Below are 16,422 nucleotides of genomic sequence, written 5' to 3'. Positions count from 1 at the left end.
GTGATTGGTCACAGGATGACGAGGTTGTCCCTGTGGACCACCTCGACGCCGCGGAGTTGGCGGTAGCGGATTTGTTCGGCGCTGAAGGAGGCGATGCCGCGGGCGAATTCGGTGCCATCGAGGTCGCAGATGCGGACGACGTCGCCGGCTTCGAAGTCGCCCTCACAGCGGGCGATGCCGGGAGGGAGAAGGCTTTTGCCGCGTTCGCGCAGGGCCGTACGCGCGCCTTCGTCCACGTAGAGTGTTCCCCTGGGATGATGGAAGAACGCGATCCAACGTTTGCGTCCGCGCAGTCGGGTGGGCGCAGGGACGAACAGGGTGCCTTCGGGTTCGCCCGAGAGGATTCTCTCGAGCACGTGTTTTTTTCGGCCGGAGGCGATGACCATGGGGATGCCCGATCGCATGACGATTTTGGCGGCCTGGAGTTTGGAGGTCATGCCACCGACGGAAGTGGGGCTCTGGGTGCCGCGTGCGATGCGTTCCAGGGCTGCGTCGATTTTTTCGACCACGGGGATGGTGCGGGGGTCCGCCTTGCCGAAGTTTTCGATGAGGCCGTCGACGGTGGTGAGAATGACGAGGAGATCGGCCGGGAGCAGGGCGGTGACCAGCGCGGAGAGGCGGTCGTTGTCGCCGAACTTGATTTCGGCGAATGAGACGGCGTCGTTTTCGTTGATGATGGGGACCACGCCGTGTCGGAGGAGGGTAACAAGGGTGTTGCGCGCGTTGAGGTGGCGGTCGTGGTGTTCGAGGTCCTCGTGAGTGAGCAGCACCTGCGCCACCACCAGTCCGTGGGCGGCGAAGAGCTGTTCGTACATGGCCATGAGGCGGGACTGGCCGACGGCGGCGCAGGCCTGGAGTTCGCTCAGCTCGGTGGGTCTGCGATCGTAGCCCAGGGCGCCCATGCCGGCACCCACGGCGCCGCTGGTGACCAGCAACACTTCGCGTCCGGCCTTGCGCTGGGCGGCGATCTGGGCGACGAGCTGCTCCATTTGGGCAGGGTCCGGCTGCCGGCGGCTGTCGGTCAGCACGCCGGTGCCGAGTTTGACCACCAGACGCGTGACATTTTTGAGCTGTTCTCGTTGCACAGCCTGCCAGAAAACGCAAAAGCGGGTGGGAACAAAAGATCAAAATGGGGCGCTGGCAGGGAAGGGCGTGGGGCTGTTATGGGGGGTGGTTGGCGCGTGCAGCCGCGAGCCGGCGTCTGCCCGGGGTTTGCGGCAGCGGCCGCGAGCCGGGTCAAACGGACGGGGCCGGGTTGGACTCCGGGTAACCGTGAGATGGAGATGGCGTTCGAAGCCGGGCTTGAAGGGTCTGGTTGGCCGGAGTGCCGGTGGCACGCGGTTGCGATTAGAGATGAGGAAGCCGGGGTTGGGAGACTCACTGCAATGTTTACTCGGCCAGGCCGGGATTCGGGGGCGGTGCCCGGCATTGACCGGTTGCGGTTGCACTGTCAGAATCCGGTCGAGGTTGAACGAACCAGTGGTCCGAAGTCAGTGAGGGAAAGCGAGGCATGTCCATGAAAACGATCAATGAACTGCGGGTGAACCGTCGGGACTTTTTGCGAATGACGGCGGCGTGTTCGATGGGGCTGTCGGCGGTGGGGTCGGCTCGTTTGTTGGGGGCGGATGCGGGCCGACCGAAGATCCCGGTGGGTGTTCAACTGTATTCGGTTCGGGATTTGTGTGCGAAGGATCTGGCGGGGACGTTGGCGCAGGTGGCGCGGATCGGGTACAAGGGGGTGGAATGGGCCGGTTATTACAACCGGTCGGCGCGGGAGCTGCGGAAGATGCTGGATGATGTGGGTCTGGTGACGTGCGGGACGCACACGCCGTACGAGAGCATTTTGCCGGACAAACTTTCGGCCACGATCGAGTTTAATCAGGTACTTGGGAACCGGTTTTTGATTGTGCCGTGGATGGAGGGGAAATCGCGGGAGGAGTGGTTGCAGAAGGCGCGCTTGTTCAATGAGGTGGCGGACAAGGTGCGTGCGCACGGGATGTACGTGGGCTACCACGCACATGCACACGACTTTCAGAAGTTCGACGGCGAGACCGCCTGGGATCTGTTTTTCGGGAACACGCATCCGGACGTGGTGATGCAGCTGGACACCAGCAACTGCCGGGAGGGCGGGGCGGATCCGGTGGAGGTGCTGCGTCGGTATCCGGGGCGCGCGCTGACGATTCATCTCAAGCCGCACGGTGGCGGACCCGAGGCGGTGTTTGGGGAGGACAAGGTGAACTGGCCGGCCGTGTTCGAGTGGTGCGAGACCCGGGGCGGGACCCAGTGGTACGTGGTGGAACACGAGACCAGCAAGGACCCCATGAACGCCATTCGCCGGGCTTACGAGGCCCTGCAAAAGATGGGGAAGGTTTAGGACTCCGGCGGGGTTCCGGTTTCGTTGCCGGCTGTTTCACCGGACTTCGGACCGGGCAGAGGTACCGAAGCGGGTGCGTGGCAACGCGCGGTTGAACGACCGCTGCCGCGGGCGGAGCTTCAACGTACCTGCAGGGAGGCCGGAGTGGCGGGCGCGAAGTGGGACTTGTTTACTTCGCGGCGAGGGCTTCTTCGACGGCCTGAACCAGCTCCGGCGAATCGGGTCGGACACGAGACTCGAATCTGCGCAGGATCCGGCCGTCCCGGCCTACGAGGAACTTGGTGAAGTTCCATTTGATATCGCCTGCGAAGGGCGACTCGGGCCCGGCCAACCACTGGTAAAGCGGGTGACGTCCCGGCCCGTTGACCTCGATCTTGGCGAACATGGGGAAGCTGACCTCGTAGCGGCTGGTGCAAAAGGCCTTGATCTCCTCGTTGCTCCCCGGCTCCTGATTGCCAAACTGGTTGCAGGGGAATCCGAGGACCACCAGGCCGCGGTCCTTGTATTTTCGGTACAGCTCTTCGAGGCCGGCATATTGAGGGGTGAAGCCGCATTTGGAAGCCACGTTGACGATCAGGAGGACCTTGCCGCGGTAGGCGCCCAGGGTGGTTTCCCTGCCGTCTATGTCCACCAGTTTGATGTTGTAAGGGTCCGGGGACTGGCCCTGACCGGCTCCGGCGCCGAAGGTGGCGAGCATCATCATGGGTAGCAGAGCGAGCAGCGTTTTCACGGGCGGGAATATGGTCGGGCACGGACCGGGTGTCAAATGAGGCACTGGTCCCGGTGCGTGGGGGAGGGTTGGGAGTCCCAGCATTCCGCGGGTGCGGGAGATCGGTTTGCACTTCCCTGGAAAAAGTCTGGCACCGGCGTTGCAGGGTCGCCATAACAACGCCATGAGCGAGGCGAGGATTGGGATTATTGGCGGCACGGGTTTGTACGAGATGGAGGGTTTGACGGATCGGCGGTGGGTTCGGGTGCGGACTCCGTTTGGCGATCCGTCGGATGCGCTGTTGACCGGGACGCTGGAGGGTCGGCCGGTGGTGTTTTTGCCGCGGCACGGCCGGGGTCACCGATGGTTGCCGGGGGAACTGAATCATCGGGCGAACATTTGGGCTTTGAAAAAGCTGGGAGTGGCCTGGATTTTGAGTGTGAGCGCGGTGGGCTCGTTGCAGGGGCGGTACCGGCCGTGTGACCTTGTGTTGGTGGACCAGTTTGTGGACCGGACGAAGAAAGGTCCTGAACACACGTTTTTTGGGCGGGGGATTGTGGCCCATGTGGCGTTTGCGCATCCGGTGTGCGAGGACCTGCGCCGGATCGTGCTGGCGGAGGCGCGCGCGGCGGGTGTGCGGGTGCATGACGGCGGGGCGTATGTGTGCATTGAAGGGCCCGCCTTCAGCACGCGGGCCGAATCGCTGACCCATCATCGGCTGGGCTACGATGTGGTGGGCATGACGAACCTGGGCGAGGCCCGGTGTGCGCGTGAGGCGGAGATTGCGTATGTGACCCTGGCGTTTGTCACGGACCTGGATGCGTGGAGTGAGGCGCACGAGCATGTGACGGTGCAGATGGTGGTGTCCAATCTGAAGCGGAACGCGGAGACGGCGCGGATGCTGATTCGGCGTGTGATACCGAGAATCCCGACCGAGCCGGGCTGTTCGTGTCACCAGGCGCTGGAACATGCGATCATGACGGAACGGAGTCTTTGGCCCGCGGCGACGGTGCGGCGGCTCCGGCCGATTCTGGGCCGGTTCCTCGGCAAAGGTTGAAGCGGGCCGGGTTGGTGGCGTGCGGATGCGGGCGGTGCGGTTGGTGCGGGTTGGGGAGGGTTGGCTCAAGCCGCGGCCCTGAGCGTTGAGGCCGTGGCCGCGGTGGCGAGGGGCGGTTCGATCGGCAGTGCCGAGGGTTTGTTCCTGAGGCAGAGGGCCAGCAGGCGGGCTGCGCGGAGGCTCGCGCCCGGGGGCCCCAGCTGTTTTCGGATTTCGGCCAGGGCGGCGCGGATTTCCGAGCGGCGTGTCCGGTTTTCCCAGAGGTCTGCCACGGTGGCGGCCAGGCGGTCGGGTGTGGCGTCGTTCTGGATCAGCTCAGGGTACACGGTTCGGTTGGCCAGGAGGTTGGGCATGGCGAGATGCCGCACGTGCACGATTTGTCGTCCGATCCACCAGGTGGGCGGGGCGGTTTTGTAAAAGACCACGGCGGGGAGGTCTGCCAGGGCGCATTCGAGGGTGATGGTACCCGACTTGGTCAGGGCGAGGTCGGCCCATTCCAGGACGGGTCGGGCCGGACCAATTTGAACGGGGATTTCGTCGGGCCAAGCTTGTTGGCGGAGCAGATCGGCCAGGGCGGGGTGGGGCACGGCGCATCGGGCTTGTGCATCGGGCCAGCGTTGTTTGAGGCGGGACCAGGCTCCGGCGAGCAGGGGACCGTGACGGCGGATTTCGTCCGGCCGGCTGCCGGGCAGGAGTGCAAGGCGCGGCGCGTTTTGGCGGGTTTCCGTGCGTGGTGCCGGGGCGGGATTGGCCCAGCGGTCGACCAGCGGATGCCCCACGTAGCGGACGGTGAGTCGGGGTGCGTGACGAGCGAACCAGTCGGGTTCGAACGGCAGGATACTGAGGAGGAGGTCGAGGTTTTCCTCCATCTCATGGGCGCGTCCGGGGCGGGAGGCCCAGACCTGGGGCGAGACGTACTGGACGAGGACGGGTCGCCATGGATGGAACCAGTCGTGTCGTTTGCGGAGGTATTGGCGGAGGGCTTTGGCGAAGCGGAGGTTGAACCCGCCCGAGTCGATGCCGATGACGAGGTCGGGCTGCCGGCGCCGGGCTTCGGCGCGAAGGGTTGTGAAAGCGCGATGGTAGAGGGGGAGCCTGCGCAGGGCATCGAACAGGCCGATGGTGGCGTATGGGGTGAGGTCAGTGACGATTTCGACCCCGGCTTCGCGCATGGCCGGTCCCCCGGCGCCGAAGAACTCGGGCGGCAGTGCGGTGCGCAGGGGTTGGACGTGAGGGGAGGAGTCGAGTTCGAGTTCCAGCAAGGCCCCGCGCAGGGCGCGAACGAGGTCGGCGCCGAGGCGGTCGCCGCTGGGCTCGCCGGCTATGAGCATGATGGAGAAGGGTCGCATGGCAATGTTTGTAGGTCAGGGGGTGGAGGATTTGGCAAGCTCGTGGATCTGGCGTGTGATTTCGAGGGCCAGGTCGAGGGCTGCGCGGGCGGTTTCGCCGTCCACGATGGGTGTCTGGCGGGCCCGGGCGCAGTGGACGAAGTGGCGCAATTCCAGTTTCAGGGGTTCGTCGGGGTGGAGGGGTACGGGTTCGCGGACGATTTTGCGGCCGGCGAAGGAAGTGACGACGGTGGCCTCGCGTCCGGCCATGGCCAGCAGGCGGGTCCAAGTGGGGCTGGTGGGTTGGTCGTCGGGGGCCAACCGGTAGATGAAACCGCTCTGGGCGCGGTAATCGAGGGAGATGTAGCAGGGGTCGGGTCCGGCGCTGAAGACGCGGATTTTGCGCATGCGTTCGGGGCTGACCCGGCTGGCGGTCAGGTTGGCGACGCATCCGTTGGCGAAACGGAGCCGGGCATTGGCGATGTCCTCCGACGGGCTCAGGACGGCGACGCCAACGGCTTCCACGCTGACCACGGGTGCGGCAACGAAGGCCAGGACCACATCGAGGTCATGGATCATGAGGTCGAGGACGACGCCGACGTCGGTGGATCGGGCCGGGTAGGGTGAGAGCCGGTGAACCTCGATGAAGCGCGGCCGGGGTGCGGCCTGGCGAAGGTATTGGAAGACCGGGTTGAAGCGCTCGACATGGCCGACCTGCAGGATGCAGCCGCGTTCGCGGGCCAGTTGGACGAGTGCAGCCGCCTGATCGGATCGTTCGGTCATGGGTTTTTCCACCAGCACGTGGCGGCCCTGTTCCAGGCAGGTGCGTGCGATGTCGAAGTGGGTGACGGTGGGGGTGACGATGCTGAGGGCATCGCATCCGGCGACCAGATCGGCGAGCGAATCAAAGGCGCGGACGCCGTATTGGCGGGCCACCTCCGCGGCCACGGCCGGCGCGATGTCGTGGACGCCGACGAACTCGATTTCGCCCGCGGCTGCCAGTTCGGCGTAGATGCGGGCGTGGTGTCGGCCCAGGGCACCGGTTCCGATGACCCCGACGCGCAGTTTGCGGTTCATGGGTTGCAGTGTGACCCGGGGACGGCGGGTAGCGCAATCAGGCTGTGGAGGGCCGGGGCGGGTGCGCGCCGGTTTTGTTGGCGTTGGCGGAGGCGGATGGTTTCGGTTTTCTGCACTTGCGGCGGCCTGTGGGTCGGGGTAGTGGGTGGGTCGGTGAAACCCCGGAGGTCCAAGGACCGGTCGGCGCGCGGAGCCGGGGCCGGTGCGGGCGGCGTCGCGGGTGCGAGTCGGGGGCGCGTTTGGTGGGGGCGGTTGGCGCTGGCGACGGGTGTGCCGGTTGTTTTGTTGGTGGCGCTGGAGGGGGCGGCGCGATTTGCGGGTTATGGCTGGCCGACGAGCTATTTTGTGCGCGGGCAAACGGGGGATCGGCCCTGTTGGGTAGAGAACGATCGGTTTGGCTGGCAGTTCTTTCCGAGGCAGCTGGCGCGGAATCCACCTCCGACGGTGATGGACCTGGAACGGCCTGCGGACGGTTGCCGGGTTTACGTACTGGGTGAATCGGCTGCGATGGGGGATCCGTGTCCGGCCTTCAGCATGGGCCGGTATTTGGAGGTGCTGCTGCAGGCGCGGTATCCGAATCGCCGGGTGGAGGTTGTGACGGTGGCGATGACGGCGATCAATTCGCATGCGCTGCTGTCGATGGCCCGGGACTGTGCGCGCCGGGGCGGGGACGTGTGGGTGTTGTACCTGGGGAACAACGAGATGGTGGGGCCTTTTGGGGCATTGGATGTGTTGGGGCCGGCGGCACCGCCGTGGCCCTTGGTGCGTGCGCGGCTGGCCTTGCAGCGGACGGCGTTGGGCCAGGCTGCAAAAGAGGGGCTGGAGCGGTGGGATGGAAGGTCGGCACCTCCGGGCGGTTGGGCGGGTATGGAGATGTTTGCCGGCCGGGAACTGCCGCCCGGGGACGAGCGACGGCTGCGGGCCTATAAGAACTTCGAGCGGAACCTGCGGGACATGATCGAGTTGGGATTGCGCCATGGCGTGGACGTGCTGGTGAGTCCGGCTGCGGTGAATCTGCGGGACTGTCCGCCGTTTGCCTCCGTGTCGGGGGAGTTGGCTGCGGGTGCCACGCCGGAGGCGCTGGCGTTGTGGCTCAAACGGGGTGAGCAAATGGAGCAGTCCGGTGATTGGGAAGGGGCGCTTGAGGCCTATGAAGCGGCGGTGGCGATTGCTCCCCGGCATGCCGAGAGCCACTTTCGGTTGGGCCGGCTTTGTTTGAGGTTGGGGCGGACGGAGCGGGCGCGACTTGCCCTGGAACGGGCATGTGACCTGGACGCGTTGCCGTTTCGGGCGGATTCACAGATCCGGTCGGTGTGCCGGGCGGTGGCCGAAAGGTTTCCCGGTGAGAAGGTGCGGTTTTTGGACGCGCAGGCCGTGCTGGCGGCGCGTGCGGCCGACGGCGTTCCCGGGCTGGAAAGCTTTTACGAGCACGTGCATTTAAAGCCGTCGGGCAACTACGCGCTGGCCCGGGCGATGGCGGAGGTGGTGGAAAGCTGGTTGCGCCGGCGCGGTTGGGAATCGTCGGGGGCCGATTGGTTGTCGGAAGTGGACTGCGGGACGCGTCTGGGTCTGACGGACTGGGCGCAGTTTGAGGTTTTGGACAACGTACGTCGGCGCCTCAGGCAACCACCGTTCACCGGGACCGAACAGGTGAGGTTGTTGGTTCGGGAGGCGGATCGGGAATGGCAGGAGGTGCGGCAACGGCTCACGGCGGAGCGTGCAGCGCGGGCGCGGGAGATTCTGGGACGGGCGGTGAGCCAGCGTCCCCGGGATTTCCGACTGCATGAATTGCGTGCGCAGTTTTTGGAAGCAACCGGGGATCTTGCGGGCGCGCGGGAGGCGTGGTCCGAGGTTGCGCAACTGATCCCGCACCATCACCTCGGTTGGTTTCAAGAGGGACGGTTGCTGGCGCGGCTGGGTCGGTGGCAGGAGGCCGAGGTCGCGTTGCGGCGCGCGGTCCGGATCCGGCCCGAGCTGAGTGAGGGCTGGTTGGAATTGGGGCAGGTGCTGCTGCAGCTGGGTCGGCCAGGGGAAGCACTGGTATGTTTCGAAGAGGTCCGCAGGTTGTTGCCCCAGGACTGGCGCGGGGCTTATCAGAAAGGCCGCGCGCTGGCCCGGATGGATCGCCTGACGGAGGCTGTGGAGGCATTTCGGCTTGCCCTGCGATTGAATCCGGAGGCGGTCGAGCCCCGGTATCAATTGGGCGAGGCCCTTGCGTTTTTGGGGCGGACGCAGGAGGCGCGGGACCTGTTTCAGCAGGTCCTGGAACGTGAGCCGGGGCATCTGTTGGCGCGGATCAACCTGGGGGTGGCGCTGGTGCGTCTGGGGGAATGGGAGGCAGCGGCCGTGCAACTGAGATTGGCGCAACAGCAGGCGCCCGGAAATCCCGTGGTGAGCAATTACCTCGCTCAGGTGGAATCGCATTTGCAGGCGCCCCGATAACCTTCGAACACCGGGCCCGGATTGCGACCCCGGGCTCCGGAACCCCGACGGAACCGCTTGCTGCAGTGGGAGATTCCCGGCCGGGGCGGCCGCGCCGTGGACGCGCGGTCCGATGCGTGATTCTCTGATCCGGGGCAAAGTGCCGCGGCCGCTCGAAGAGGTTCAGGTTCGGGCGAGGCGGCGTCGGGCTTCCGTGGAGGTGCGCTGCAACGCGAGGAGTTGTTCAAGCTGGGCGGCGGAGATGTGGGGGGCGCAAATGTGGAATCGGTGCCTGATCTGGCCCAAGCGCGTGGTGACGTAGCGATAGAAGTTCGTCAGAACGGTCAGGTCCTGCTGCCACAGGATCACCTCCCAGTGGGGCAGGTTGGTGGCGGCTTTCAACGGCTCAGCCAAGCGATCGAGGAGGGCCGCCGATTCCCCCAGCCAGAACGACCGGAGCAGGTCCTGCCATGGGGCTTGAGGGACCGGATCGGGATTCGCCGGCGGGAGGACGAACTCGGCGCGGGTTGGGCCCGGTGGGGCCCACCATCCGAGGGGCCAGTCGAAGGGGTGGGGATGGAACGTGCGCCGGAGGCACCGGAGAAGGGCGGCGAAGGCGTGGCGGCGGGTGAAGGGTCCGAACCACTCGCCGGTGGCCAGAGGTTCAGCGCTTCGGGTGAGGGTGAGGCGATCGGCGGCGACCCACATGCCCGCGAACCAGCGACTTTCCGGGTGGGTACCGAGCCGGTTACCGGGCGGACGGTACCGCTGCAACAGCTCGGCTTCGAGCAACCCTGCGGCGTGGACGTCAGGCGTGACCTGCCAGCGGATCTCCACGACGCGTGACAGGAGGCGGGCCAGAGAAGGTGGCGCGTTCTCAGGGGAGAGGTTTCGGTAAGCCGCGAGCCGTCGGCGCAGGTTGGTGGCCCGACCCACGTACAGCACGGCACCGGGGGTTCCCCGCCGCGACCGACCTGCCAGCCAATACACACCGGGTTCTTGCGGAACGGACCGCAGTCGTTCCGGCGTAAGCAACGTCCTCAGGGGCCGGTGAGGCCTCCAGGTCCACAAAGTCAGCTGCGATTCCACGGCTTCCATCCGTGTGCCGTTGATCTTGAGGTGGGAGGGTGGACTGCGACAAGCCGGTGATGGTGTTGTGGGTTGGTCTCTCTGGTCAAAACGCAACAGTTTGGGCGAGGCAAGGGCGGGGTTGCCGTTCGAACCGGTCCGGCGGTGACGCGCATAACCTGCTGATGGTCAGTCAGAAGCGCAGGCGCCGGGATTTGTCTCATCCGCCTGGCATCGCGGTTGCTCTCGGTCCGGCAACGAACCATTCGGGTTCACAACTCCGTGGCGGTTCAAAGTGCCGATGGCAGATGTTGGGCCGGAGTCGTGGGCCCGGGACGACCGGAGATGCGCATGCCATGAAGAAGATCGAGGCGATCATCAAGCCGTTCAAACTGGAGGACGTCAAAGAGGCGCTGACCGAGGTGGGGATTGCGGGGATGACGGTGACGGAGGTCAAGGGGTTTGGTCGCCAGCGGGGCCACACGGAGATTTACCGCGGCAGCGAGTACACCGTGGATTTTCTGCCCAAAATCAAAATCGAGGTGGTGGTCACCGAGGGGCAACTGGACGCGGCTGTGCAGGCCATTTTGAAGGCGGCGCGGACGGGCAAGATCGGGGACGGCAAAATCTTCGTGGTTCCGGTGCTGGAGGCGATCCGGATTCGGACGGAAGAACGTGACGAAGCTGCCGTGTAAGGACGGTGACGGGTGCAGGGGACAAGGAGAAGGAGAACGGAAAGATGGAAACGAACCGGTTGGAGTCGAGAACGATCCGGCTTATGAAGAACGATGGGTTGCGGCGATGGGGTGTGGGGCTGACGGTGTTGGCGTGGGCGGCAACGCCGTGGCTGGCGCGGGCGGGGGAATCCACCAAGCCCGAGTTGTCTTCGGGCGACACGGCGTGGATGCTGACCGCGACGGCCCTGGTGTTGTTCATGACGCTGCCGGGCCTGGCCCTGTTTTATGGCGGGCTTGTCCGGGCGAAGAACGTGCTAACGGTGCTGGTGCAGTGTTTTGCCATCGCCAGCATCGTCACCGTGTTGTGGGTGATCTACGGTTACAGTCTGGCCTTTGACACGACGGGCATGTCCGCCGGTGTGACGAATCTTCATTCCTTTGTTGGCGGGCTGAGCAGGGCATTCCTGCGCGGGGTGGGCCTGGAAAGCCTGACCGGGACGATTCCGGAGAGCCTTTTTGCGGCCTTTCAGCTGACCTTTGCCATCATCACGCCGGCACTGATTGTGGGTGCCTTTGCCGAGCGGATGAAGTTCAGTGCCATGCTGATCTTCACGCTGACGTGGTTCACGTTGTGTTATTTACCGATTTGTCACATGGCATGGTCGGGGCCGGGATCGCTGTTTGGCGACTGGGGCGTACTGGACTTTGCCGGTGGAACGGTGGTGCACATCAATGCCGGGATTGCCGGTCTGGTGGCCTGTCTGATGGTGGGTCGGCGGATGGGTTTCGGGAAGGAACCGTTGCCGCCGCATAATGTGCCGATGACCGTGACGGGTGCGGCGATGCTGTGGGTGGGGTGGTTTGGATTCAACGCCGGCAGTGCCCTGGCGGCGAACGCCACGGCCGGGATGGCGCTGTTGGTGACGCAGGTGGCCACGGGCACGGCAGCCACGACGTGGATGGTTTGGGAGTGGCTCCGAAGTGGCAAACCCACCGCGGTCGGTCTGGCCACGGGTGCCGTGGCGGGCCTGGTGGCCATCACACCGGCCAGTGGAACCGCGGGACCCATGGGCGCGCTTTTGATCGGGGTTCTGGCGGCCACGGGTTGTTATTTTGCCGCTACGAGTTTGAAACGGGCCCTGGGGTATGACGACAGTCTGGATGTATTTGGCGTGCACGGCGTGGGCGGTGTCATCGGCGCGTTGTTGACGGGGGTTTGTGCCAGCCGTGCGTTGGGCGGGGCCGGCCTCGCCGAGGGGGTGGGCATCCCGGGCCAGGTCTTCACCCAGCTCAAGAGCGTGCTGGTGACGGTCGTGTGGAGTGCCGGGGTCTCGGTGATGGCGCTACTGTTGGCCCGGGTGCTGGTGGGCTTGCGGGTGGCGCCCGAGGTGGAACATTCCGGTCTCGACCTTGCGGAGCACGGCGAGGAGGGTTACCCCTCCGTGCGGGCGTGAGCCGCCGGCCGGAAAACCACTGGACAAGCGGTTTTCGCCCGCGCAGGCTGCCGGTCATCCAAAGGGGCGCCGCAGCAGGCGCGGGCGTGTCAGACAACCAGCAGAAAGGCAAAGAACAGACAAAGGACAACATTGGACATGAGCACACCCAAACAGGTCATTGAGATGGCCCGCAAAGCCGGGGCCAGAATGGTGGATATCAAGTTCGTCGACACCTTCGGCACGTGGCAGCATTTCACCTGCCCGATCGAGGAGTTGACGGAGGAGGTGTTCAGCGAAGGATTCGGGTTCGACGGCTCGAGTATCCGCGGATGGAAGAGCATTGAGGCCAGCGACATGCTGGCGCTGCCCGATCCGGCCACCGCATTCATCGACCCGTTCAATGCGGTGCCGACCCTTTCGCTGACGTGCACCATTCACGAGACCGGCACGCGCGAGCCCTACATTCGCGATCCACGGGGCATTGCCCAGCGGGCCGAACGGTATCTGGAGGCGACCGGGATCGGCGACACGGCCTACTTCGGTCCGGAGGCCGAGTTCTTCATTTTCGACAATGTGCAGTATGACAGTCGGGCCAACGGCTGTTTCTACACCGTGGACTCGATCGAGGGCGTCTGGAACACGGGACGCGAGGAGCATCCCAGCTTGGGCTACAAGATCCGGCACAAGGAGGGCTACTTTCCGGTGCCGCCGGCGGATACCCAACAGGACATCCGGAACGAGATGGCCCTGACGATGATGCAGCTGGGCGTGAAGGTGGAACGGCAGCATCACGAAGTGGCCACGGCGGGGCAGGCCGAGATTGATTACCGGTTTGACACGCTGGTGCGGGCTGCGGACGCCATGATGGTGTTCAAGTACGTGGTCAAGAACGTCGCCCGGAAACACGGCAAGACGGCGACGTTCATGCCCAAGCCGTTGTTTGGGGACAATGGCAGCGGCATGCACACCCACATCAGCCTGTGGAAGAAGGGCAAACCGTTGTTTGCCGGGAATGAGTATGCCGGTCTGAGCGAACTGGCGCTCTATTTCATTGGCGGCCTGCTAAAGCATGCCCGGGCTCTGTGCGCCATTTGCAATCCGACCACCAACAGCTACAAGCGGCTGGTGCCGGGTTACGAGGCACCGGTCAACCTGGCCTACAGCGCGCGCAATCGGTCGGCCGCGGTGCGGATTCCCACCTACAGCGAGAACCCCAAGGCCCGTCGGCTGGAGTATCGTCCGCCCGATCCCGCGGCCAATCCCTACCTGGCCTTTGCCGCGCTGCTGATGGCGGGCTTGGACGGCATTCAGAACAAGATCCACCCGGGCGAGCCGCTGGATAAGAACATCTATGAGCTGCCGCCGGAGGAATTGAAACGTGTGCCGCAGGTGGCCGGGAGCCTGTTGGAGGCGATCGAAGCCCTGGAACAGGATCACGAGTTCCTGCTCAAGGGCGACGTGTTCACGCGCGAGTTTCTGGAAATGTGGGCGGCGATGAAGCGCAAGGAACACGACGCCATCCGGCTCCGGCCGCACCCGTACGAGTTCTTCCTCTACTACGACGTCTGAGACGGGTGTGCTCGGTTGTGGTTGAGGCCGGGGACGGCGCGGGTTACAGCCCGCGCCGTCTGTTTTTTTGTGTGCGGGTTTTGGAGGCGAGGGGCCGACCGGGCTGAGGAGGGGCGCGAGACCCGCGGGGCAGGATGATTTGCCGGTGGCAAAGGGGACAGTTTGAGGCGGTTGGTCCGGCGTCCTTCCCGGTTTTGGCGGCGGTGGTGCGGAGAACCTTCTACCGGGAGGGCAGGACGAAATTTTCGATGAGAATGACGGCGATACCCATGAGCGCGCCCCCGGCGATGACACCGCCGCAGATGGGTTCCTGGTTTTGGACCAGGAGGCGGTGAGCGGGGGTGTCGGGCTTTTTCAGTAGCCGTTCCGCGCACCAGAAGACAAAGGAACCGAGGAACATGGCCAGGCAGGTGTTGAAGGGGATGACGGTGGCCAGTCCGAGCCCCACGGGCGAGAGCCAGAACCGGCCGTGTGTGGCGATGCGGACTCCCTCCAGCACGATGCCGAGCACGGCACCGACCAGGGCCGCCCAACGGGCCGAGACGGGCAGTTGGTCCAGGCCCTGGGTCAACGCTTCGGCCACGGCCTTCCAGATTGTGGCTGCGGGCATGGGGTATTGCTCCTGCACCAGTTGCTCCGGTCCGCCGCGCAGGAACACGGCGTAGAATATGGGGACGGAGACGATGGCACCTGCCAGGATTCCGAGGACGTGTCCGATGGCTTGCTGCCGGGGTTTGGCTCCCAGCATATAGCCCGGTTTGATGTCCATGAGCAGGTTGGAGGCGTTGCCGGCGACCTCGGCGGTGATGCCCGCGGTCATGAGGTTGCTCTTGATGTTGCCGGGGTCGAGCAGGCCGAAGGTGAGCTGGGTGAGTTTGCCCATGGCCCCGGTGGGGGTGATGGAGGTCAGGGCCGTGGAGTGGACCGCGATGAGCGTGAAGATGAAGACCAGCGGGATGGCCAGGGCGCCCAGCCACCATTTCACCCCGAAGAACGCGTGGCCCAGCCATACCACGGCAAAGCCCACCACCGGGATGCCCACCACGAAGACCCACATGGGCAGTTCGATGTGGGCCAGGACGTCGCTGGTGGCGGCGCGCGATCGGAAGATGCCGCGGAACGCCTGGACCAGCAGTTGAGGTTTGGAAAAGAACGCCAGGAGCGAGGCGGTGGTCATCATGGCCACGCCGCCCCACAAGGCCCACGCGGTGATGGTCCGAAAACCGTAATGCAGGAGGCCGTCAGGTCCGGGCACACCCTGGATGATGCCCGCCTGGATGGCCCAGGGGACCAGGACGAGGTAATTGACGATGGCGCCCACCAGCAGGGAAACGCCCACGCGAATGCCCATCAAACCACCAGCGGCCATCATGACGAAGTCCGTATCGGGCCGGACCGTCAGCTCGCGCAGGTCCACGCCCCGGATCTGGATGGTGCCCCAGAGACGGTACGCCCACTCGTCCAGGTACTCGGGGATGGTCAGCCAGGCCAGGCGCAGCCGTTCCATGATGGGCTGGCTCTGCATCAACTTGGCGAGGGCGGAAAGTCCCGCCGCACTTACCAGGACGCGGGCTTTGAACAGTCCTTCCTGCGCGCCACTGCTGTGGAGTGCGTCCATGACGATCCCGGCCGCACGGCCTTCGGGGAAGGGATGCTGTTCGTCGTTGATGAACCGGCGTTTGAGCGGGAAGGCGAACAGCACGCCGAGCACCGAGACCGCCACCATCCATGCGATGGTGACGGGCATGGGGATGATCCCTCCCGTGACCATCATGTAGGCGGCCAGGCTGGAGATCAGCGGCGCGGTCATGTAGCCCGCGGCCGTGGCGATGGACTGCATGCAGTTGTTTTCGAGGATGGTGAATTCGCCCGTCAGTCCGGTCCGTGCCAGAACCTTGAACAGGGCGAAGGCAAGGATGACCGAGGTGATGCCGACGCCGAGGGTCCAGCCGGTTTTGGCGCCCACATAAAGGTTGGTCAGGGAAAGCAATCCGCCGAGGAACATCCCGGTGAGGGCTGAACGCCATGTCAACTGGGGCATGTCGCCCCGCCAGACGTTTTCCAGCCACCAACGGTCCTTTTGTTCCAGGGTCCAGGTTCGGACCTGTTCCGGAGTCAGTTGAAGAATGGCCATGGGAGGTCGGGAGGTTGGCTCGATGGGTTTGTGTGCGGAGTGTTACGGGCCGGCCGGTGTTGCGGCGGCCGCACCTCATTCGCCGATGATCTTGACCAGGACACGCTTGCGGCGGCGACCGTCGAACTCGCCGTAGAAGATTTGCTCCCACGGACCGAGATCGAGCCGGCCCTTGGTGATGGCGACAACGACCTCACGGCCCATGACCTGGCGTTTGAGGTGGGCGTCGGCATTGTCTTCGCCGGTGCGGTTGTGTCGGTATTGGCTGATGGGCTCGTGCGGGGCGAGTTTTTCCAGCCAGTCGTCGAAATCCTGGAGCAGTCCGTCTTCGGCGTCGTTGATGAAGACGCTGGCGGTGATGTGCATGGCGTTGACGAGGCAGAGCCCCTCCTGCACGCCGCTTTTCCGGACCAGGTTTTCGACGGTGTCGGTGATGTTTACGAACCCGCGCCGCCGCGGCAGTTCGAACCACAGGTACTCGGTCAGACTTTTCACGGGTGTTCTTTATGCCATGCGGGATGAGCGCGGGCAACGCGCGGCGCGTGCGGTTGTGTGGCCCCGCGCCCTTGAAA

General features: G+C 65.0%; 13 protein-coding genes. 6 read left to right on the top strand and 7 right to left on the bottom strand.

All coding sequences use genetic code 11. From position 1 onward, the window contains the following. Nucleotides 1–8: 8 nt before the first annotated feature. Nucleotides 9–1,085, bottom strand: coding sequence for a glutamate 5-kinase (gene proB, locus G4L39_RS07965; protein ID WP_165107291.1), 1,077 nt, complete (start codon nucleotides 1,083–1,085; stop codon nucleotides 9–11). A 431-nt stretch (nucleotides 1,086–1,516) separates the two neighbouring features. On the opposite strand from proB, the gene G4L39_RS07960 reads away from it, so the two are divergent. Then, entirely contained in the window at nucleotides 1,517–2,374 is an 858-nt protein-coding gene (locus tag G4L39_RS07960; protein ID WP_205880867.1) for a sugar phosphate isomerase/epimerase family protein, read from the top strand. A 169-nt stretch (nucleotides 2,375–2,543) separates the two neighbouring features. Here G4L39_RS07960 and G4L39_RS07955 read toward each other — a convergent pair whose 3' ends face one another. Then, nucleotides 2,544–3,077: a glutathione peroxidase gene (locus G4L39_RS07955; RefSeq protein ID WP_425485740.1), complete on the bottom strand. Its 534-nt coding sequence runs from the start codon at nucleotides 3,075–3,077 to the stop codon at nucleotides 2,544–2,546. A 190-nt stretch (nucleotides 3,078–3,267) separates the two neighbouring features. Here G4L39_RS07955 and mtnP point away from each other — a divergent pair, with 190 nt between their 5' ends. After that, nucleotides 3,268–4,140, top strand: coding sequence for an S-methyl-5'-thioadenosine phosphorylase (mtnP, locus tag G4L39_RS07950; protein ID WP_165107289.1), 873 nt, complete (start codon nucleotides 3,268–3,270; stop codon nucleotides 4,138–4,140). A gap of 65 nt (nucleotides 4,141–4,205) precedes the next feature. Here the strand turns inward: mtnP and lpxB are convergent, their stop codons facing one another. Continuing rightward, a complete protein-coding gene (gene lpxB / locus G4L39_RS07945) occupies nucleotides 4,206–5,489 on the bottom strand; it encodes a lipid-A-disaccharide synthase (RefSeq protein WP_165107287.1) in 1,284 nt (427 codons plus the stop codon). Nucleotides 5,490–5,504: 15 nt separating this feature from the next. Continuing rightward, nucleotides 5,505–6,545: a Gfo/Idh/MocA family protein gene (locus G4L39_RS07940; RefSeq protein ID WP_165107285.1), complete on the bottom strand. Its 1,041-nt coding sequence runs from the start codon at nucleotides 6,543–6,545 to the stop codon at nucleotides 5,505–5,507. Between the two features lie 153 nt (nucleotides 6,546–6,698). On the opposite strand from G4L39_RS07940, the gene G4L39_RS15075 reads away from it, so the two are divergent. After that, nucleotides 6,699–8,987 carry a tetratricopeptide repeat protein gene (locus tag G4L39_RS15075; protein ID WP_165107283.1) on the top strand — a complete coding sequence of 763 codons (2,289 nt, stop codon included), beginning with the start codon at nucleotides 6,699–6,701 and terminating at the stop codon, nucleotides 8,985–8,987. A 162-nt stretch (nucleotides 8,988–9,149) separates the two neighbouring features. Here G4L39_RS15075 and G4L39_RS07930 read toward each other — a convergent pair whose 3' ends face one another. Next, nucleotides 9,150–9,956: a nucleotide excision repair endonuclease gene (locus G4L39_RS07930; RefSeq protein WP_205880866.1), complete on the bottom strand. Its 807-nt coding sequence runs from the start codon at nucleotides 9,954–9,956 to the stop codon at nucleotides 9,150–9,152. Nucleotides 9,957–10,390: 434 nt separating this feature from the next. Here G4L39_RS07930 and G4L39_RS07925 point away from each other — a divergent pair, with 434 nt between their 5' ends. From G4L39_RS07925 to glnA, 3 genes are all read left to right on the top strand, one after another. Beyond that, entirely contained in the window at nucleotides 10,391–10,729 is a 339-nt protein-coding gene (locus tag G4L39_RS07925) for a P-II family nitrogen regulator (RefSeq protein WP_165107279.1), read from the top strand. 83 nt (nucleotides 10,730–10,812) lie between these two features. Next, complete coding sequence (locus G4L39_RS07920) at nucleotides 10,813–12,165, top strand: ammonium transporter (protein ID WP_165107277.1); 1,353 nt, start codon at nucleotides 10,813–10,815, stop codon at nucleotides 12,163–12,165. Nucleotides 12,166–12,303: 138 nt separating this feature from the next. Continuing rightward, nucleotides 12,304–13,716: a type I glutamate--ammonia ligase gene (glnA, locus tag G4L39_RS07915; protein ID WP_165107275.1), complete on the top strand. Its 1,413-nt coding sequence runs from the start codon at nucleotides 12,304–12,306 to the stop codon at nucleotides 13,714–13,716. Nucleotides 13,717–13,936: 220 nt separating this feature from the next. On the opposite strand, the gene G4L39_RS07910 is transcribed toward glnA, so the two are convergent. Together G4L39_RS07910 and G4L39_RS07905 are read right to left on the bottom strand one after the other, a co-directional pair. Next, nucleotides 13,937–15,850, bottom strand: a complete 1,914-nt coding sequence (locus tag G4L39_RS07910) for an OPT family oligopeptide transporter (RefSeq protein WP_165107273.1) — start codon at nucleotides 15,848–15,850, stop codon at nucleotides 13,937–13,939. A gap of 75 nt (nucleotides 15,851–15,925) precedes the next feature. After that, on the bottom strand, nucleotides 15,926–16,345 hold the full coding sequence (locus tag G4L39_RS07905; protein ID WP_165107271.1) for a secondary thiamine-phosphate synthase enzyme YjbQ: 420 nt from the start codon (nucleotides 16,343–16,345) through the stop codon (nucleotides 15,926–15,928). Between the last annotated feature and the right edge of the window lie 77 nt (nucleotides 16,346–16,422).

Origin of the sequence: Limisphaera ngatamarikiensis (genome assembly GCF_011044775.1) — a bacterium.
GTDB lineage: Bacteria > Verrucomicrobiota > Verrucomicrobiia > Limisphaerales > Limisphaeraceae > Limisphaera > Limisphaera ngatamarikiensis.
This window is presented reverse-complemented; position numbering and strand designations above follow the sequence as displayed.